The sequence below is a fragment of the Wandonia sp. genome (assembly GCF_984588085.1).
This window is the reverse complement of sequence record NZ_CFIGVI010000022.1, coordinates 14,788-33,262: the sequence shown is the minus strand read 5'-3', so window position 1 is coordinate 33,262 and position 18,475 is coordinate 14,788. Positions and strand designations below refer to the sequence as shown.

At 38.3% G+C, this 18,475-nt stretch carries 20 protein-coding genes; 11 read left to right on the top strand and 9 right to left on the bottom strand.

What is annotated here, in order from left to right:
- Positions 1-5: 5 nt before the first annotated feature.
- From AC4PL9_RS09820 to AC4PL9_RS09805, 4 genes are all read right to left on the bottom strand, one after another.
- Complete coding sequence (locus AC4PL9_RS09820) at positions 6-1,658, bottom strand: transglutaminase-like domain-containing protein (RefSeq protein ID WP_491604576.1); 1,653 nt, start codon at positions 1,656-1,658, stop codon at positions 6-8.
- A gap of 132 nt (positions 1,659-1,790) precedes the next feature.
- Positions 1,791-3,140, bottom strand: coding sequence for a cell envelope integrity protein CreD (creD, locus tag AC4PL9_RS09815; protein WP_491604575.1), 1,350 nt, complete (start codon positions 3,138-3,140; stop codon positions 1,791-1,793).
- Between the two features lie 58 nt (positions 3,141-3,198).
- A complete protein-coding gene (locus AC4PL9_RS09810) occupies positions 3,199-3,495 on the bottom strand; it encodes a winged helix-turn-helix domain-containing protein (RefSeq protein ID WP_491604574.1) in 297 nt (98 codons plus the stop codon).
- Positions 3,492-4,109 (bottom strand): hypothetical protein, encoded by a 618-nt coding sequence (locus AC4PL9_RS09805; protein ID WP_491604573.1) that lies wholly within the window; start codon positions 4,107-4,109, stop codon positions 3,492-3,494. The genes AC4PL9_RS09810 and AC4PL9_RS09805 overlap by 4 nt, the downstream gene beginning before the upstream one ends.
- A 143-nt stretch (positions 4,110-4,252) precedes the next feature.
- Here AC4PL9_RS09805 and AC4PL9_RS09800 point away from each other — a divergent pair, with 143 nt between their 5' ends.
- The 9 genes from AC4PL9_RS09800 (at position 4,253) to AC4PL9_RS09760 (ending at position 10,380) form a co-directional block, all read left to right on the top strand.
- Positions 4,253-4,867 carry a rhomboid family intramembrane serine protease gene (locus tag AC4PL9_RS09800; RefSeq protein WP_491604572.1) on the top strand — a complete coding sequence of 205 codons (615 nt, stop codon included), beginning with the start codon at positions 4,253-4,255 and terminating at the stop codon, positions 4,865-4,867.
- Between the two features lie 12 nt (positions 4,868-4,879).
- Positions 4,880-5,725: an aminotransferase class IV gene (locus AC4PL9_RS09795; protein ID WP_491604571.1), complete on the top strand. Its 846-nt coding sequence runs from the start codon at positions 4,880-4,882 to the stop codon at positions 5,723-5,725.
- A gap of 163 nt (positions 5,726-5,888) precedes the next feature.
- Positions 5,889-6,125, top strand: coding sequence for a 50S ribosomal protein L28 (gene rpmB, locus AC4PL9_RS09790; RefSeq protein WP_491604570.1), 237 nt, complete (start codon positions 5,889-5,891; stop codon positions 6,123-6,125).
- Between the two features lie 39 nt (positions 6,126-6,164).
- Positions 6,165-6,353, top strand: a complete 189-nt coding sequence (gene rpmG, locus AC4PL9_RS09785) for a 50S ribosomal protein L33 (protein ID WP_343788420.1) — start codon at positions 6,165-6,167, stop codon at positions 6,351-6,353.
- 9 nt (positions 6,354-6,362) lie between these two features.
- On the top strand, positions 6,363-6,515 hold the full coding sequence (locus tag AC4PL9_RS09780; protein ID WP_491604569.1) for a DUF4295 domain-containing protein: 153 nt from the start codon (positions 6,363-6,365) through the stop codon (positions 6,513-6,515).
- A 74-nt stretch (positions 6,516-6,589) separates the two neighbouring features.
- Positions 6,590-7,543, top strand: a complete 954-nt coding sequence (ftsY, locus tag AC4PL9_RS09775; protein ID WP_491604568.1) for a signal recognition particle-docking protein FtsY — start codon at positions 6,590-6,592, stop codon at positions 7,541-7,543.
- Positions 7,543-7,911, top strand: coding sequence for a hypothetical protein (locus tag AC4PL9_RS09770; RefSeq protein ID WP_491604567.1), 369 nt, complete (start codon positions 7,543-7,545; stop codon positions 7,909-7,911). The genes ftsY and AC4PL9_RS09770 overlap by 1 nt, the downstream gene beginning before the upstream one ends.
- A 10-nt stretch (positions 7,912-7,921) precedes the next feature.
- Positions 7,922-9,238: a 30S ribosomal protein S12 methylthiotransferase RimO gene (gene rimO, locus AC4PL9_RS09765; protein WP_491604566.1), complete on the top strand. Its 1,317-nt coding sequence runs from the start codon at positions 7,922-7,924 to the stop codon at positions 9,236-9,238.
- Positions 9,239-9,360: 122 nt separating this feature from the next.
- Positions 9,361-10,380 (top strand): NAD(P)/FAD-dependent oxidoreductase, encoded by a 1,020-nt coding sequence (locus AC4PL9_RS09760; protein ID WP_491604565.1) that lies wholly within the window; start codon positions 9,361-9,363, stop codon positions 10,378-10,380.
- 36 nt (positions 10,381-10,416) lie between these two features.
- On the opposite strand, the gene aroA is transcribed toward AC4PL9_RS09760, so the two are convergent.
- Positions 10,417-11,727, bottom strand: a complete 1,311-nt coding sequence (gene aroA, locus AC4PL9_RS09755; RefSeq protein WP_491604564.1) for a 3-phosphoshikimate 1-carboxyvinyltransferase — start codon at positions 11,725-11,727, stop codon at positions 10,417-10,419.
- A 33-nt stretch (positions 11,728-11,760) separates the two neighbouring features.
- On the opposite strand from aroA, the gene AC4PL9_RS09750 reads away from it, so the two are divergent.
- Entirely contained in the window at positions 11,761-12,600 is an 840-nt protein-coding gene (locus tag AC4PL9_RS09750; protein ID WP_491604563.1) for a queuosine precursor transporter, read from the top strand.
- Here AC4PL9_RS09750 and AC4PL9_RS09745 read toward each other — a convergent pair.
- From AC4PL9_RS09745 to AC4PL9_RS09730, 4 genes are all read right to left on the bottom strand, one after another.
- Entirely contained in the window at positions 12,581-13,558 is a 978-nt protein-coding gene (locus AC4PL9_RS09745; protein WP_491604562.1) for a calcium/sodium antiporter, read from the bottom strand. The genes AC4PL9_RS09750 and AC4PL9_RS09745 overlap by 20 nt on opposite strands.
- On the bottom strand, positions 13,555-13,980 hold the full coding sequence (locus tag AC4PL9_RS09740) for a Sec-independent protein translocase subunit TatA/TatB (RefSeq protein WP_491604561.1): 426 nt from the start codon (positions 13,978-13,980) through the stop codon (positions 13,555-13,557). Before AC4PL9_RS09740 ends, AC4PL9_RS09745 begins: the two co-directional genes overlap by 4 nt.
- A gap of 88 nt (positions 13,981-14,068) precedes the next feature.
- The gene (gene secDF / locus AC4PL9_RS09735; protein ID WP_491604560.1) at positions 14,069-17,194 is read right to left on the bottom strand and encodes a protein translocase subunit SecDF; all 3,126 of its coding nucleotides are present in this window, start codon (positions 17,192-17,194) and stop codon (positions 14,069-14,071) included.
- Positions 17,195-17,370: 176 nt separating this feature from the next.
- A complete protein-coding gene (locus tag AC4PL9_RS09730; RefSeq protein WP_491604559.1) occupies positions 17,371-18,054 on the bottom strand; it encodes a hypothetical protein in 684 nt (227 codons plus the stop codon).
- Positions 18,055-18,211: 157 nt separating this feature from the next.
- On the opposite strand from AC4PL9_RS09730, the gene AC4PL9_RS09725 reads away from it, so the two are divergent.
- On the top strand, positions 18,212-18,391 hold the full coding sequence (locus AC4PL9_RS09725; RefSeq protein ID WP_491604558.1) for a hypothetical protein: 180 nt from the start codon (positions 18,212-18,214) through the stop codon (positions 18,389-18,391).
- Positions 18,392-18,475 lie beyond the last annotated feature (84 nt).

Sequence of the window (18,475 nt, the reverse complement as noted above, 5' to 3'; positions counted from 1 at the left end):
AGGTGTTATTGTTCTGATTTAGTAATAAAAAATCGTTTAAAGTAAGTGTCAAATTGTTTTTTTAGTTCTGACTCCTCTGGAAATATAATGCCTGAGCTACTCCATTTTAGTGTTTTCTGTGTAGCTATTGAGGAGAAAGCTGTTTGTTCATCATTTCCATACTCCCACAGAGTAGGTATTGAGTCCTGTTCTTCATCCGAAGATGGAATACGTAAAGAAATGGTGAAGGTTAGAGGAAACAGGTACTGGTTTTCAGAAATAAACAGATCATTGATAGCCTGAAAATTCCCGAACAAAGTCTGTTTAATAATGATGCCCTGGGGAGTTTTAATTTTTTGACTTTCAGTAATTTTCTCAGAAAAAGAAATGAATGTAGAATCTTTTGGAAATGATAGTACGAGATCCGATTCAATTACCTTTTTTAACCAGTACTCTACCAGTTGTTTTTGCTTTTTATAATCAGCGGAATAAAGAATAGTTCTGAAAAAGTCATTCGCCTTTCCTGTAAGGACAGCTTGAAAATCAGCTTTGGAATAGGTTTCGCTTAAAGACCACGTTAACTCTATACTATTTAAGTTGGCGGGTGTGGAAGGAACTACTGTAAATTCTCCAGAATCTTCATTGAGAATAAAGACTTCTGTATCAATTGTCTGTAGGCTGGGGAGACCAAATGTGCAATGATCCTCAGTAGGGTCTAGGAAATAGTACTGATTATTGATTACCGCAACCGTTATCATATGATTAGCTAGTGAGATCGAAGGGAAGTCAAATTTTTCCTTTTTAGCATTTGTACGACTAATTGCATTATAGGCTTCGATACCGTATGATCGTAATAAATTGGTCAGAACATTTGCCATGTCTTTACAATCGCCTGCCAGTCTCCTCATAGTTACTGAACATGAAAAAGGGATTACAGCTCCAATACCGTCTTCTATATCAATGTATTTTATTTTTTGTGTCACGAAATCAAAACAATTCATAGCTGTTTCTTCAGGAGAAGCTCCTGTCAGTTTTTTTTCAGGAGTCCAGGGATTTTGATGATTTAGTTGTTCTATTCTTGTAAAGAACCAGTCATTAAAAAAATCATTGGGAGAATACCCGGAAGGATGGGTGATAATGGGGTGTTGAATACTGTCAGCCAGGGCATCAATATTCATCAAAGAGATAAAACCATTTTGTTCTACAAACTTTAGAGAACTGTCTCGTTGTGTTAATTCCCAACCGGAGGGAATCTTGATAGCAATTTTATGCTGAAGAGTAGGATAGCGATCGTCTTTAGATATTGAAGAAAAGAAAACAGAACCGGGTTCTTTTCTGGTGTAATAGATTTCAAAAGACGTTTCTGCCGGAATAATTACAGAGACATATTTTATACCACTATAGAATCCATGATGAATATCTGAGATGGTAAGGTGCTCAGGTTTGATTTTCTTTTTACCTATTCGTCCTGTAATACGGGTGTAATCGTCTCCTTTTACAATAAATTCGTATTTTGTATTAGTAGAAGTGGAAACGTTTTTTCCAAGAACTGTATGATGAGCAAAATAGGTGTCTTCATTAATGACCTCATGATTTACAGAATCTGAAAGTATGAGAATTTGTGTATAACTTGCCTGTGAGCAAAATATAATGCAAAAGTAAATCAGGAATAGCCGCATTTTTTTGGTTTAAAGCCGCAAAAGTAATGTCTTCTCTGAAAAAATCAAAAATGAACGTCTGATAAGAGAAGATTGATAAGTACAAAAGCTCCCGTGTAGTAGATAAAACGGGCGACGGGAGCTTTTGTGAATTTAGTTGTTTGCCCAGTCGATTTTTCGAGAGAAATACATGACAAGTGCCAGTATGATGAATAGACCTATGCTCCCTGCAAGAAGGGCGTAGTTTTCCATTTGGATAATGATAAATATGAAGGTGTAAATACAGGTAAGTGAACTACCGACAAAGAGCGCAAATCTTTTGACTTTTAATACCGTAATCGAGTAGAGTGAAATCATAGTGATGATCCCGGTTGCTGCGATGAGGTACGCAAAATTGAAGCTACTGTGTTCTGAAATGGAGAGCAGTAAGGTGTAAAACAACACCAAAGCTATACCGATCATTACATACTGAACGATGTGTACGTGTATTTTGTTAATAGCTTGTATCATAAAAAAGACCAGAAAAGTTAAGCTGATTACCATTAATCCATACTTGGCAGTGCGTTCATTTTGTTGATATTCATCATTGGGGATAATAAAATCAACGCCAAATGAATACTCCATGAGGTCCGGTAAATTTTCGAAGAAGCTTTGACCAAACGGGCGGTTGAGATTTAGTATTTTCCAGTCTGCGGAAAATCCCGATTCACTGATTTCCTTGGTCTCATCGTTGGGAAGAAATTCTCCGGTAAAACTAGGGGAGTGCCAATTGGAGGTCAGGTGGACATCTGTCGTTTTTCCAATTGGAACAAGCCGGATGCTTTTGCTGCCGTTGTACTGAATGGAGAAAGAAAAGTCTTTGGGCTTTTTTGAAGAAAACAGCGATGAATCCAGATAACCGGAGGAAAGAGTTTGCATATTCCCATAATTATCATCACTATACTGTGATTCAAGTGTGTATGATTTTCCGTTCAGATTAATTTGTACTTCTTTGGTTATGTTTTTGAGGTTAGTGGTGCGGATTAGGAGGGTTGCTTTTTCCCACTCAATAGCATTGTCTTGCGTATTGATATCCGAGAAATCAGGGTGCAGGTAGTTTCCATCACAGGTAACACCACCGGAATAGACAATGCTTTGGTAATTACCTCTTTTTAACGGTTTGGTGTTTACTTCAATGGAATTAGATAGTGTTTCAGGAAAAAAGTAGGCATATTTTGTAGTGGAGTTGCGTTGCTTTGTTGTTTCATTGTTTTGGTCAACAATAATGGTTTCCGAATATATTTTGTAAGGAACTTTTAAGATTGGTCCGTAGATAATAACTTCTTCCCCCCATTTATCGTTGACTTCAGCGATAACTTCTTGTTGTCTGTGCTTGCGTTCGCTGATTAATTGCCTGACAAATTCAAGAGGGATTAATAGCAGGAGGGTTAAAATACCAACTAATATAAAGCGGGCAGTTGCAGTATTCAGAAAACTGAATAGACTCTTTTCTTGTTTTTCCATATTTGTTTATTTTATTTTTTAAAAGAACTTTGTTTTTCAAAGTGAAAAGTCAAAAAAATTATTCGTTCTGTAAAAGTTGTTCTAGAGCTTCAATATGCTCTCTGAATGCTTTTTTTCCGGATGGAGTAGACTTGTATCGGGTATTGGGCTTTTTTCCGATAAATTGTTTTTCTACTGATATATAGTTTTCTTTTTCAAGTGCTTTAATATGGCTGGCGAGGTTTCCGTCCGTTACACCTAATAATTCTTTAAGACGATTGAAATCGATACTTTCATTTACAGAAAGTACAGACATGATGGCGAGGCGAACCCGGTGATCAAAAGCTTTATTTATATTTTCTAATATATTCTTCACGCGGGTTGGTTTCGATCGTATTTGAAATACATAATGGTACCATACAATATATGTGAAAAGCCGAATCCGACAGCCCAAAAGTATAAAGAATTACCCGGAAATTCAGTGGCTAGTAAGCCAAGTATGATTTCTGTAATACCTAAATATCTGAGATCTCGCAAGGTATATTTACTCGCATTGACACAGGCCATGCCATAAAAAATTAACATAACAGGTGCAATTAGCCCATAGTATTGATGCTTGAGAAGAAGAAGAATGAACAAACCGCCTGTTACTAGTGGGATTAGAAAGTTAATAAGCATTCGTTTTGAACTTTCTCCCCATATCTGATCTCCATGACGTTTCGCTTTTGCCTTACTCAGTAGAACGGCTGTTAAGACAGAGGCCAGTAAAACACCAGAGGTAGTGAGTAGGATGAATGTAAATGTTCTGCTTTCCAGCGTTATGACAGGATAAGGATGTGCGTGTATAAGGTAATATACAATAACAGCTCCTATGATGGCATAAATACCGGCGAGTATTCCTGATAAGCCACTAAGAGAGAGAAATTGAGAAGAACGATTCATCAACTGTTTGATGTCTTTCAGGTCGTTCAGATATTTTTCTTTAGTCATGTTGAAAAGTTCTTTGAAATTCAAAGTTATTGTATTTTCACAAATAAACAATACATGAGTAAAAAATTAAGAGAATTTAACATTAGTTCAAATGAATCTGAACCTTTTTTTCATTCCTTCGTAAAGGACGAAAAAGGAAAATAATGTCAATAACACTCATACTGGTAATTATTACTTCTGTAATATCGGTTTACGCATTTTCTAATCCCGAACAGAAGTATAAGCTGATGTTTATTCCATTTAATATCAAGCACAGAAAAAACCAGGGATATCGCTTTTTCTCTCATTTGTTCATTCATGCCGACTGGATGCACCTTATTTTTAATATGTACGTGCTCTACATTTTCGGAGAGTTGGTAGAGTCTGTTTTTATGAATCTTGATGGTGCGGTTAACGGACATCTAAACTATCTGTTGTTATACTTCGGAGGAGGCCTTTTTGCCACGCTTATTCCGTTTGGAAGACATAGGGATAACCCGAATTACTTATCCTTAGGAGCTTCAGGGGCAGTTTCTTCACTTGTTTTTGCTTCTATCATTCTTGCGCCAAATATTGAAATTGGACTTATTTTTCTACCAAAGATACCCGGTTATTTATTTGGAATTTTGTATATTGCTTTCGAATATTACATGGACAAACGTGGTAATTCGGGGATTGCTCATGACGCACACTTAGGAGGAGCAATTTTTGGGATCGTTTTTGTAATAGCCACTAAATTCAACCAATTTCAGGCCTTCATCAATTACATTGTGAACTAAAACGAAACTGCTATGACTTGTCTGGTCAATAATAATGGTGAGATAATTGAAGGTAAGGCACACGTTGTTGAAAGTTCGAGCAGAGCATTTTTATACGGAGACGGACTTTTTGAATCGGTTAAAGTAATTAATGGAAAGCCGATCAATATTGAGAATCATTTTGCAAGGTTAAAAGCAGGTGCTGAATTGCTGAAATTACGTCTTCCGAACTATTTTTCTGCCGAATTCTTTAGAGAAAAAACACAGGAGCTAATTGATAAATCCGGTATAAAAGCTGGTGGAAGAGTTCGGATTTCTATTGACAGAACTTCCGGTGGAGCCTATCGTCCCATTTCCAATGAGGCTTGTTATCTGATTGAAGTGGAAGACCGTCCGTCCAATTGTTTTGAGCTGAACGCCAAAGGTCTGGAAGTTGATTTGTATATCAATATGCGAAAGCAGGTATGTAAATTATCGAATTACAAGACGAAGAATGGATTGTTGTATATAATGGCTTCTCTTGAAGCAGAAGAAAGACAACTGGATGATGTATTGCTTACCAATGAAAAGGGGATTATTATTGAAGCTACCTCGTCGAATTTATTTGTAGTAAGTAATGGTGTATTATATACCCCCGGACTGGAAGATGGCTGTCTTGCGGGCACAATGCGAATGCAGATCATCAACCTTGCTCTGGAGAATCAGATGAAGGTTTATGAGTGTAGTATCATGCCGCAGAATCTTTTAGTTGCAGATGAGGTGTTTTTGACAAATGCAGTAAGAGGAGTGATGTGGGTTGGAGGATACAGAACCAAACGCTATATGAACAACGTTTCAAGAAAATTTGTTGATTTATTAAACGCAGAGTATTGTTTTTAAGAACTCTTTTCTATTTTTGCACCATATAAAAACAGGCACAGTAAAACTTGGGTAAACAGGGAATTGAAAGAAAAAATAAAAATATCTAACTCCTTGTTTGGATAAGAGAGAAAAAAGTATTTACTTTGCACCCCAATTTTGAATAAAGGTAAATCGTTATACAATGTCACGAGTTTGTCAATTAACAGGAAAAAAGGTAATGGTCGGGAACAATGTTTCTCACTCCAACCGTAAAACGAAGCGTAAGTTCTATCCGAACTTGGTAGTGAAGAAATTTTATATCCCGGAGGAGGATAAGTACGTTACCTTGAAAGTTTCTACTTCCGCTTTGAGAACAATCAACAAGAAAGGAATTTCTGCTTGTTTGAAGGAAGCAAGAGAAAAAGGGTTAATGAAGTAATAAACTATCGAGTCGGGAGATTCAATAAAAGCTTAAAAGATGGCAAAGAAAGGTAAAGGTAACAGAGTTCAGGTGATTCTTGAGTGTACAGAACACAAAGAAAGTGGTATGCCGGGGACTTCACGTTATATTACGACTAAGAACAGAAAGAATACACCGGATAGAATGGAGATTAAAAAATTCAATCCTGTTCTAAAGCGTTATACAGTACATAAAGAAATTAAATAATAAAGCGTTATGGCTAAGAAGGTAGTAGCATCGTTGCAATCAGGTGGAGGAAAGGAACACACCAAGGTTATAAAGATGGTGAAAACGGAGAAAGGGTCTTACTCTTTCAAAGAAGAAATCGTACACAACGATAAGGTTAAGGACTGGTTTGATAAAAACTAATTCTCCCGACAAACTCGATAAAATACGTAACTTGAGCTTCCTTTCTTGAAGGGAAGCTTTTTTACTATAACGGTATGGGATTTTTTGGATTATTCTCGAAAGATAAGAAAGAGACGCTGAACAAAGGTTTGGAAAAAACGAAACAAAGTTTCTTTTCCAAACTTTCGCGTTCTATTGTTGGAAAGTCAAAGGTTGATGATGAGGTTTTGGATAACCTTGAAGAAATTTTGATTACTTCTGATGTTGGAGTTGAAACTACTCTGAAAATAATTGAACGTATCGAAGAGCGTGTAGCACGGGATAAATTTGTTTCTACAGATGAATTAAACCTCATTCTGAGAGATGAGATCGCCGACTTACTGGAGGAGAATAATTCGGACTCCGTAAACGACTTTACGGTTCCTGATAAAGGAGAAGATCCATACGTAATAATGGTTGTGGGGGTGAATGGTGTCGGCAAAACGACAACCATCGGGAAACTTGCCAATCAGTTTAAAAAGAAAGACATTAAAGTTGTTCTCGGAGCAGCAGACACATTCCGTGCAGCGGCTGTTGATCAATTGATTATCTGGTCGGAGCGTGTAGGTGTGCCTATTGTGCAGCAAGGAATGGGAGCCGATCCTGCTTCTGTTGCATTTGATACATTACAGTCAGCAAAAGCGCAGAATGCGGATGTGGCAATTATTGATACTGCTGGGCGATTGCATAATAAAGTTAATCTTATGAACGAGTTGAGTAAGATTAAACGCGTAATGGAGAAAGTAGTACCGGGAGCACCTCATGAAATTTTATTGGTTCTGGATGGTTCGACAGGTCAGAATGCCTACGAACAGGCAAAACAGTTTGCATTGGCCACAGATATCAACGCTTTAGCAATTACCAAACTGGATGGTACAGCTAAGGGAGGTGTTGTAATAGGAATTTCCGACCAAATGAAAATTCCGGTAAAGTATATCGGAGTGGGAGAAGGTATCGAAGATTTACAGGTGTTCAATCGTCAGGAGTTTGTTGATTCATTGTTCAGCTGATGAAACAGTTGGTTCTAGCAACGATCTTTTTGCTTGCACTGACAAGTACTTTTTCTCAGAAAACTGACTGTGAAAAGATTAGAACAGGTATATTTTACGCAAATCCAGATTCTAAAAAAGGGCTTCCATCAATTTCTGTTGAGCGAACAGAAACTACGCAAAAAGAAATTATCGAAGGAGAGGAAGCAGTTCTATATGAACTGAAATGGATTAATCCATGTAAATTTGTGTTGGAACATACGGAAGGAGAGGATAAAATCCGGATTGTTGTTACCATTACAAAAGTTCGTAAGAAGTATTATGAGTATACAGCTACCCGTTTAGGATTCCCTATAGTAACAGGTAGAATGTATTTGGAGAAACGTTGACAGGAGATAGATGAAAACAAAGACATTAAAAAAGAATAAAGTAAACGTCGTAACACTAGGGTGTTCGAAAAATTTGTTTGATTCTGAAGTGATGATGGCCCAATTGAAAGCAAATAAGTTTGATGTTGAGCACGAAGCGAAGAAAGATGATTCTGAAATCGTGATTATAAATACTTGTGGTTTTATTGATAACGCCAAGCAGGAATCGATTGATACGATATTACGTTACGTAGATGCTAAAAAAGAAGGTGCTGTAGATAAAGTATATGTTACAGGATGTCTTTCTCAACGCTACAAGGATGAACTTGAGGTAGAGATACCGGAAGTGGATGCTTATTTCGGAACAAGAGACCTCCCACGACTTTTAAAAACTTTAAAAGCTGATTACAAACACGAATTGGTAGGTGAACGATTACTTACGACTCCTTCACATTATGCATATTTTAAAATTGCAGAAGGATGTGATCGTCCCTGTTCATTCTGTGCTATTCCGCTTATGAGAGGGAAACATCAGTCTACACCGATTGAGGAGTTGGTGATGCGTGCGGAAGGATTGGCAGCTCAGGGAGTGAAAGAGCTGATGTTGATAGCTCAGGATTTAACATATTACGGGTTAGATCTGTATAAGAAACGAAATCTGGCAGAGCTGTTGGAAAAACTGGCTGATGTTAACGGTATAGATTGGATTCGATTACACTATGCATTTCCTGCTGGTTTCCCTATGGATATTCTGGATGTTATGAATGAGCATCCGAATGTTTGTAAATATTTGGATATGCCTTTGCAGCACGGATCAACAAGAATGCTGAAGGCGATGCGTAGAGGTATCACACGTGAAAAAACCGAAGACTTGGTAGCGGCCATCCGGGATAAAGTACCGGGAATAGCATTGCGTACAACATTGATCTCAGGTTATCCGGGTGAAACAGAGGCTGATTTTCAGGAAATGTATGATTGGGTAGAAAGAACACGTTTTGATCGTTTGGGAATTTTTACCTATTCGCACGAGGAGAATACACATGCCTATAATTTTACGGATGATGTTCCCGAAGAGGTAAAAAAGGAGCGCGCAGATCTTATCATGGAGTTGCAATCGGGAATTTCCTACGAGTTAAATCAGGATAAGATAGGGAAAACATTCAAAGTTCTGTTTGACAGAGTTGAAGGAGATTACTTTATCGGAAGAACAGAATTTGATTCTCCGGAAGTCGATAATGAAGTACTGGTGAAAAAGACTGCGGACACATTCGTTCGACTGGGGGACTTTACCAACGTAGAAATTTCATCAGCGGATCACTATGATTTGTACGGAAAGATTGTAGAATAGGTCGTAGGACGGTTTCAGAGACGAGTTTCAGGGACTGATTTTTGTCAGCGTTTCGAATTTTACAAGCGGATTAATCGTTCTTTAAGCGATTAACAACTAATTTTGTCTCAAAAATAATCGAAATGATTCATACAGATATTATCATCATAGGAGCCGGTCCGGTTGGTCTTTTTACCGTATTTGAAGCCGGATTATTAAAATTAAGATGTCACCTTATTGATTCCTTACCACAACCAGGAGGACAGTGTTCGGAAATTTACCCGAAAAAACCAATCTATGATATTCCCGGATTTCCTTCTGTTCTTGCGGGAGATCTCATTGATAACCTGATGGAACAGGCAGCTCCATTTAAGCCTGGATTTACGCTGGGTGAGGCTGCTGTTACAATTGACGAGGTTTCAGAGGACGGAAAGCAGTTTTTTATTGTTACAACGGATAAAGGAACAGAGCACAAAGCTCCTATCGTTATGATTGCAGGTGGATTGGGTGTGTTTGAACCAAGAAAACCACCGATTTCAAATATTACTGATTTCGAAGACAGAGGAGTCGAGTATATCATTAAGGATCCTGAATTTTACAGAGGAAAGAAATGTGTAATTGCGGGTGGTGGTGACTCGGCACTGGACTGGTCAATTTTCCTTACAGACAAGAAAATTGCTTCGGAAGTTACTTTGGTTCACCGTCGTTCCTCATTCCGCGGACACCTGGATTCGGTTCAAAAAGTAATGGATCTGGCAGATGCAGGTAAAATTAAGTTGGTTACGGAAGCAGAAGTTATCGGACTTGAAGGAAATGGTAAGTTGGATCATGTTGTCATAAAACATGATAAAGAAGGAGAAATCAAAAAAGAAACCGATCATTTTATTCCATTGTTCGGACTGAAACCATCTTTAGGGCCTATTGCAGACTGGGGGCTGGAAATTGAGAAAAATGCGATTAGAGTGGATACAAGTGATTATTCAACGAATCGTCCGGGAATCTATGCGATCGGCGACGTAAATCACTACGAAGGGAAGTTAAAATTGATTCTTTGTGGTTTCCATGAAGGTACATTGGCGGTACAGTCAGCCTTTGCACGGATTCACCCTGATAAGAAGAATGTATTGAAATATACGACCGTTAATGGTGTAAATGGTTTTTAGAAGTTTTTAAGAATGAGTTAAGAAAAGCGTCTTGTTTCAGGGCGCTTTTTCTATTCGTACTCCGGTTTCTGTCAGTAGATCATAGAACTCAGCAAAGGATTTATTGACGGATTCGGCTTCTGAAATGGTAACGGGAGATGAAGCGGAAAGAGCCAAAACAGACAAAGCCATTGCGATACGGTGATCATTATGAGCAGAAACATTCCCTCCTGAGGCAATTCCGGGATAAATAAGCATAGTGTCATTCTCGTGATTATTATCAATACGAATGCCCAGTTTTCCCATTTCAACTTGTAAAGCAGTAGCTCTGTCACTTTCTTTTGAAGCAAGTCTTCCGAGTCCTTTTATCTGACAAACGGAATCAGCAGAAGCTGCTAAAACAGCTAATGGGGGAAATAAGTCCGGGCAATGCGTAGCATCAAATTCAAATCCTTTGTTATTCCTCTTTTCAATGGAGATTGAATTGTCGTTTATTGTAACCTCAGCCCCGAAATCCCGGATTACCGATAAAATAGCTTTATCAGCTTGTTTAGAGTCTTTAGAGAGGTTAGATAGTGTTATTTTACCCTTTAGAGCAGCTGCTACGATAAAAAAAGAGGCACTGCTCCAATCTCCCTCTATTTTGATTGTAGTAGGGGAGAATTGAGCCGGAGACGTAAAAACGAGTGTGTCATTCTGAAAAGGAATTGTAATACCAAATTGCCGAAGCGTGGCAATACTTAATTCTATATAAGGACGACTGGTAATATTTTCTAATTGCAAGGTACACTCCCGTAATAGTGGTGAGGTGGCATAAGCATACAAAAGTCCTGTAATATATTGAGAACTTTGGCTGCCGTCTAATTGATGACTTTTGGGTTGAAGCGGTCCTTTGATATGCAGGGGAAGTTTTTTGTTATTTGAAGTTACCTGTACTCCAAGGTGAGGAAGAACATGATCAAAAAAATCCATAGGACGAGTCAGCAAGCTTCCTTTTCCGGTAATAATAATATCGGTGTGAAAGTTAGCCAGCATTGGTGTAAGCATTCGGGTAGCTAATCCCGATTCTCCTGTTGAGATTTCTAAAGGGTGTGTTCGTGATGAAATGTCACGAATTCCTTCTATGCTCGTAACTTCTCCATGTTGATCGACCCGGGAAGCTAATTTCTCTGCTATTTTGAGTAAGACCTGTTCGTCATTGGATTGCCCTACACCAATGATCTCCGTTTTGTTCGGGTTGAACAGAGCTAGAGCAAGTACACGTTGGGCATGACTCTTGGAGGAAGGGATACTACATTCGGCATTTATTCCTCTTACAGGATAGACAGTTACTTCCATGTCGTTTGTATTTGTAACAAATGTAATCATTCGTTGTGGCTTCGGACAGTATACTTTATACTTTTGAATGAAAGAATCCGGAGAGCAGCTATCGGGAACTTTCCTTACATTTACGCTATGTTTAATTTACCTACATACCGGGATGATGAAGTTAAATACGCAAAAAGACAGGAGCGTGTATTTCTTTTGTTATCCGGGATTTTTTTAGGTTCTCTTGTAATGTTGAATATCCTGGGAACCTCTCGGTTTATTAATTTGTCGGAATGGTTAGGATTGACAGGTAGTGAATTGCAGTTTGTAATTGCTGTAGGAGTTTTGCCTTATCCTATTACCTTTCTTTGCACCGACTTCATTTCAGAACTGTATGGGAGAAAACGAGCAAATTTTGTTGTTTGGATCGGGTTTGTACTAAATGTATGGGTATTGGCTATTCTTTGGATAGGGGGAGAACTAAACCCACCAGATGGTTTACAGGATTCTGGATTGATGGGGTTAACAGAGGAACATCAAATTCCAGCGGAGTATTCCTTCTACTATATCAGACATCTGGCTTTTGGCGCTACAGCTGCTTCTATGATCGCATATCTTACAGCTCAGTTTATTGATGTTCACGTTTTTCACTGGTTGAAAAAAAGAACGCAGGGAAAGAAAATGTGGTTGCGAAATAATGTTTCGACATTAACAAGTCAGTTGGTTGACTCAGTGGCTGTTATTTTGATTACATACTGGTTTACTCCTGCATTGCCGATAGATGTAGAAAGCGCGATTATTCCTCAGTTGGTGATGCTGATTTTGAGCGGCTACTTATTTAAGTTTATAGTAGCTTTACTTGACACGATTCCTTTTTATATCGGAACGAAATATCTGAAAAAATACCTGGGTGTTACTGAGGTGACTGACTGAGCATCAGAATGGTAATATATGCAATGTAAGACCCGAGCAATAGTAATCCTTTAAAACGGGTAATCTTTTTACCGATTACCAACATAGGGAATAGAGCCAAAGCAATTGCCAGCATCCAGATCATATCAATATTTAAGGTATTTTCAGTTACGTCAATTGGTTTAACAATCGCTGTAATACCTATAACCGCCATAATGTTAAATATATTAGATCCTATCAGGTTTCCGATGGAGATGTCTGTTTCTTTCCGGTAAGCAGCTACAGCTGAAGTAACCAATTCGGGTACAGAAGTCCCGAAGGCAATGATCGTGATTCCAATGATACGTTCTTCCATTCCCCAGTCCAGCGCTATTTCAACAGCTCCTTTTAATAACCATTCGGCTCCGAAGTAAAGTCCTAGCAGACCTATCATCAGGAATAAAATGGCCTGAATAAATTTGCGCGAGGTGGGGATAACAACAGCTTCGTCTTCTTCCATTAAACGAGCAGTGTGCTTTCTTGAATTACGAATCAAAAAAGTAATGAAAGCAAGTAAAAGTACAAAGAGAATAATTCCTTCGTATCGCTCAATTAATCCACCTGTTTCAGTACTTCCGATACCAGTCATGGCGAATAGGAAGAACAACACTGAAGCAAAAAACATCATTGGCCAGTCAATGATTTTCGAATTCCGGTCTACCGGTAAGGGGAAGATTAAAACCGTTATACCAAGAACCAATGCGATGTTGGCAATATTGGAGCCGATAACGTTACCTAGTGCTATTTCTGAATTTCCGTATAGAGCTGCTTTTATACTCACGATTAATTCCGGTGCAGAAGTTCCGAAGGATACGACTGTCATTCCTATTACAAGTGAGGAAAGCTTCAGTTTTTGAGCAATTCCAACAGCTCCACGAACCAGAAATTCACCTCCAATTATTAATGTGGCGAGTCCCAGAATCAGTACTAAATAACTCATTGATTTTCTTTGTTTTTATCAGAGATATCGTCCTTCTCTTTTAAAGATGAAGGGGGATTTGTTTGGTCAGTCTTTGCTGAATCTTCAATATTACGTACGGTAGAATTTACTTCTTGCTCAATAGGTTTGACAGCGTTATTGATTTCCGTATTGATCTTATTGATTGTTTCCTGTTGCCGGTGTTCAAAAGTACGAATCGTTTCATCCAGTTCCCGGCCGATAGAAGCGTCTTTTTTTATTTGATCTGTGGTTTGTCTGATCTCATTTCGGATTTCATTAGATGCATGCTGGATTTCACGCATTCCTTTTCCCAGAGTACGAGCGATTCCGGGAATGCTTTTAGCTCCGAAAAACATAAGAATGAAAAGGAGAATAACAATAATCTCCATTCCTCCGATACTATTTAAAAACAGTAATGTCATTCGTATTCCTTTTGCGACATCAAAGTTACAAAAAAGCCTTTTCCAATTTGGAAAAGGCTTTAAGTTATTTTACAACAGATGTGAGAAATTATTTCTCTTCACCTTTTTTGTTTTTCATTAAGTCAACAATAACCGGTGTTGCAATACAAACCGAAGAGTATGTACCAACGATAACTCCGATCATAAGCGCAAAGATAAATCCTCTGATAGCATCTCCTCCCAAAATGAAGATCGTAAGCAATACGACGAAAGTAGACATCGAAGTATTAATCGTACGGCTTAATGTAGAGTTCAATGCATCATTAATGTTTTCTTCCATTCCCTTGCGCTTGTGAAGCCCAAGCACTTCCCGTATTCTGTCAAATACAACAACGGTATCGTTAATTGAGTAACCGACAACGGTAAGGATAGCAGCAATGAATGCCTGGTCAATATCCATGTTAAATGGCATCAGACCGTGAAAAAGAGCAAACGCTCCCAATACGATAATAACGTCGTGCGTCATAGCTATAAGCGCACCTAAACCGTATTGCCATCTTCCAAATCGGAATAGAATGTAAAGGAAAATAACAATAAGAGATAATGTAATCGACAGGTAAGAAGACTGCTTTAACTCATCTGAAATTACAGCAGAAACACTTCGACTCTGGATTACTTCAAAGCTACCCATTTCTCCTTCTACTTTCTGTAAACCTGCTTTCAATTTTGCATCAACAATGGTGTCTGCATTTATGACTCCCTGAAGATAGTTTGTCTGAATTTCAACCTGGTTTTTACTTTCTTTTGTTTTTACAATAACGTCAGCTACTTTACCATCTTCAGCAATCATTACTGATTTAAGGCTCGAAGCAATATCTTCAGGATTTGCAGCATTTTCAAATTTAACTTCAAACGAACGTCCTCCAGTGAATTCAACACCAAATTTCAAACCTCTTGTGGCAAGAGCACCAATCGCTACTACTACAAGGATTCCTGAAATAGCGTAGTACATTTTACGTTTGTTAACAAACGAGAAGTTTAAGTTTTTGAATGCATTTTTAGTTATAGCTGTAGAGAATGAAATGTTTCTTTTACTCTCGTTAAAGTTTTCAAAAATCAAACGTGAAATTACAACGGCAGCAAATACAGATGAGAAGATACCGATGATCAATGTTGTAGCAAAACTTTCAATGGGTCCTGAACCAAATATCTTAAGAATGATTGCAGTAAGAAGTGTCGTAAGGTTTGCATCAAGAATTGATGAAAGCGCTTTTGCAAAACCATCTTTAATAGCCAGCTTCTGACCTTTTCCAGCTGCAATTTCTTCCCGGATACGTTCATAAATAAGTACGTTGGCATCGACGGCCATACCTATCGTCAGTACAATACCGGCAATACCCGCAAGTGTAAGCACAGCACTGAAAGAAGCTAAAGATCCCAGAATGAATAAAATATTAGCAAGCAATGAGATGTTAGCAATTACTCCGGCTTGTCCATAATAGAAAATCATGTAAAGCAATACGATAACCAATGCTATAACAAAGGACATCATACCTGAACTGATATTTTCACTACCCAATGTAGGTCCGACAATTGACTCGTCAATAATGCTACAAGGAGCAGGAAGAGATCCTGCATTAAGAAGTGCAGCAAACTCTTTTGCTTCAGCTACGGTGTAATTACCAGTAATCTGAGCGTTTCCGTCATTCATAATTGCCTGAACAGTTGGTGAGCTCAATACCATTCCATCCATAACAATAGCTACGCTTTTTCCTAAGTTACGTGATGTTAATTCTGCCCACTTAGAAGTTCCTTTGTCCGTCATTGTTACATGGATAGCGATACGACTTAGCTGGTCATATCCCTGTCTTGCGTTGTCAATGTCACTTCCTCCAACAGGAGCCTTTCCTGATTCCGGAACACGGATTGCGTGAAGGGCATATCCATTTATTTCACCGTTTTCACCAAATTTAGTAGGATTCGAAGCCCACATAAAACGAACATCTAGGAAAGGATATAACTCACGCACTTCTCTTTCACGAAGAAGACTTCCAATAGTTGCAGTATCTTTCGATAAGGCATAGAAAAGTACATCAAAGTGCCCGTTTGGATTCGTTGAAGCGGGAGCAAGAATATATTTACCTAAAATGGTTTTAGCAGGAGATAATGAATCCGCTTTGAGAGGTTCTGCCGTTTCCGAAGAGTCTCCTCCAAGGTTTAAGGATAGGTCCGCAGATCCGTCTGCTTTTGTTGAATCCTGTTGATTATCAGCAAGTGTTAAAGTTGTAGAATCTGAAACTGGAGTCGTCTCTCCATCAAGATTCAGAGATAAATCTGTCTCAGTATCTTTACTTTCTTCTTTTCCATATTTTGCATACAAAACTTCGTCTGCACGGTTGATAAAATCTGTGAAAGATTTGTTATCGTATGTTTCAAAAAATTCAAGATTTGCTGTAGACTGAAGCTTTTGACGCACCGTGTTTTTATCTTTTACACCTGGCAATTCGATATAAATACGGTTCGATTGTTCATCTTTTTGGATGTTAGGTTGGGCAACACCAAATTGATTAATACGACGGTTCATAATATTTTCCACACCGGAAAGAGAACCTTTTACACGCTCCTTAAGGAAAGTGATTACCTGATCATCAGTTGATTCTTTGTTCAATTCATCACTGGATGAAGAGTAGAAATCACGTACAAGCTTACGGTCACCGTTCAGTTTTTTATATGACGATACAAAAAGATCTACAAAATCACCTCCATGCGTTTGGTATGTTTCAAGAGCTTCCTCGTAAGGTTTGGCAAATTTACTCCCTCGTGGGTTAACAGCTTCACTCTTTACAAGATCGGGAATAGAAACCTCAAGAGTTACACTCATTCCTCCTTTAAGATCAAGTCCAAGGTTGATACTTCTGTTTTTACTTTCATTGTAAGTGGCCCCGGTCCAGGTCACTTTCTTGTCACCTTTGTCAATCAGGTACGCGTTGGTATAAAAGTTCAGGATAATGTCTTCCGACTCCTGACCATCTATTGAAACAGTTCTTCCGTTGGGTAGTGTAACAGTTGATTCACCGTTTGTACTTAGCGTATTTCTCAGGGAGTCTAATTGTTCCTGAGCATATACATCTGCTTCATTTTCAACTCGGTTCGTGACAAATGTGTACGAAATTTGGTAAACACATACAACTGCGATAGCAATTGTTAGAAACCAGAAAAATCCTTTATTACGCATTTTTGTTTGTTATTATGGCCTGCAAATATAGAATTTCAGATGATTAATATCAATAGTTTCGTAAATCTTGTTTATTAACGTTTTATCCGGATGTTATTTTCAACGAGAGATCAATAGCCTGTAGAGCTTGGCTGTAGTGTAATTGGCAGAGGTCCAACAGGATTGAAGTCAGAAAGTTATTCCTCTCCGTATTCGAGTAGCTGCATGTGTATTTCATTGCCTTTTCGAACATCCAGTGTGTCAAAATTCATGATTTCATGATGTTTGTAGAATTTTTGGATTAAACCGACTCCTTTGGCATACGTTTCATGTTTTCTTCTATGGTCAATTAATGAAAAGAAATCTTCCTGCTCCACTTTGATTGTAGAAGAGAATTGATAGCCTGATAATGAAGCAGGACTATGAAGATTAGTATAATGACAATCCAGTTCATCGTATGTGTTAAATGCATTCGCATCCCAGTTTTTATCTTCTGTGGGAGCAAAAACAAGTTTTATTACACGTTGATTTTCTTCAACAAGTTCTGCCCGGTTACCTGATATTTTAGCCGTCCATGCATCGCTTAACTCCCAGGAGGCCGTTGCATCAGGTCGGGTGTAACGGAAATACTCTCTCGCAATTTCGTTTTGTAGGTCTAAGAGTGTATCTCCTATGACGACTTTTAATTGGTATCTGTTCGTATCGTGTTGAATTGTTGCCTGTGCGTCATGTCTTACTTCCAGTACATCATAAACCGTATAATGCCCTTCCTGTAGAGGAAAATAGTCAAAAGCAAGGTCAACAGGTGTATTGTCTCCTTTCTTGCAGGAAAGAAGTACTGAACATGTGACTATAAGTGATAAGGCGTATCTGTAATTCATAGTCGAAAGTTACATAATTTTTGAGACAAAATAGATGCTGTGTTTTTTCCTTTTCTACAGAACGAAATTTGTCTAATTGAAAAATAAAACGTTACATTATTTAAAAATATTTTGTGAAGTTTTAGACTTTTGTGCATCCTGTTATAAAATCAAGTCTATGATCAGAGTCATTGTATTATCGGTTTTTGTTTTTCTAACACTTATTTCGGGATATGGGCAGGAAGTATTCTACAAAGTCGTTTTGAGAGACGCAGAGGAGAAAAGGCAACCGGTTCGAAATGCGGAACTCATGGTTGAGCAAAAAAGCAGATCGGAAGGTCTTTTGGCTACTTTTTGACCGGAAAAAGTAGATGCCCGTCCGGCATGAGGACGGTAATAGCTGCAGGCTTGAGAATGCAAAATGTAAAATGATAAATGTAAA

Coding starts and splice junctions, on each gene's coding strand:
- AC4PL9_RS09820 (WP_491604576.1), bottom strand. CDS start 1,658: ATGCGGCTATTCCTGATTTACTTTTGCATTATATTTTGCTCACAGGCA.
- creD (WP_491604575.1), bottom strand. CDS start 3,140: ATGGAAAAACAAGAAAAGAGTCTATTCAGTTTTCTGAATACTGCAACT.
- AC4PL9_RS09805 (WP_491604573.1), bottom strand. CDS start 4,109: ATGACTAAAGAAAAATATCTGAACGACCTGAAAGACATCAAACAGTTG.
- AC4PL9_RS09800 (WP_491604572.1), top strand. CDS start 4,253: ATGTCAATAACACTCATACTGGTAATTATTACTTCTGTAATATCGGTT.
- AC4PL9_RS09795 (WP_491604571.1), top strand. CDS start 4,880: ATGACTTGTCTGGTCAATAATAATGGTGAGATAATTGAAGGTAAGGCA.
- rpmB (WP_491604570.1), top strand. CDS start 5,889: ATGTCACGAGTTTGTCAATTAACAGGAAAAAAGGTAATGGTCGGGAAC.
- rpmG (WP_343788420.1), top strand. CDS start 6,165: ATGGCAAAGAAAGGTAAAGGTAACAGAGTTCAGGTGATTCTTGAGTGT.
- AC4PL9_RS09780 (WP_491604569.1), top strand. CDS start 6,363: ATGGCTAAGAAGGTAGTAGCATCGTTGCAATCAGGTGGAGGAAAGGAA.
- ftsY (WP_491604568.1), top strand. CDS start 6,590: ATGGGATTTTTTGGATTATTCTCGAAAGATAAGAAAGAGACGCTGAAC.
- AC4PL9_RS09770 (WP_491604567.1), top strand. CDS start 7,543: ATGAAACAGTTGGTTCTAGCAACGATCTTTTTGCTTGCACTGACAAGT.
- rimO (WP_491604566.1), top strand. CDS start 7,922: ATGAAAACAAAGACATTAAAAAAGAATAAAGTAAACGTCGTAACACTA.
- AC4PL9_RS09760 (WP_491604565.1), top strand. CDS start 9,361: ATGATTCATACAGATATTATCATCATAGGAGCCGGTCCGGTTGGTCTT.
- aroA (WP_491604564.1), bottom strand. CDS start 11,727: ATGATTACATTTGTTACAAATACAAACGACATGGAAGTAACTGTCTAT.
- AC4PL9_RS09745 (WP_491604562.1), bottom strand. CDS start 13,558: ATGAGTTATTTAGTACTGATTCTGGGACTCGCCACATTAATAATTGGA.
- AC4PL9_RS09740 (WP_491604561.1), bottom strand. CDS start 13,980: ATGACATTACTGTTTTTAAATAGTATCGGAGGAATGGAGATTATTGTT.
- secDF (WP_491604560.1), bottom strand. CDS start 17,194: ATGCGTAATAAAGGATTTTTCTGGTTTCTAACAATTGCTATCGCAGTT.
- AC4PL9_RS09730 (WP_491604559.1), bottom strand. CDS start 18,054: ATGAATTACAGATACGCCTTATCACTTATAGTCACATGTTCAGTACTT.
- AC4PL9_RS09725 (WP_491604558.1), top strand. CDS start 18,212: ATGATCAGAGTCATTGTATTATCGGTTTTTGTTTTTCTAACACTTATT.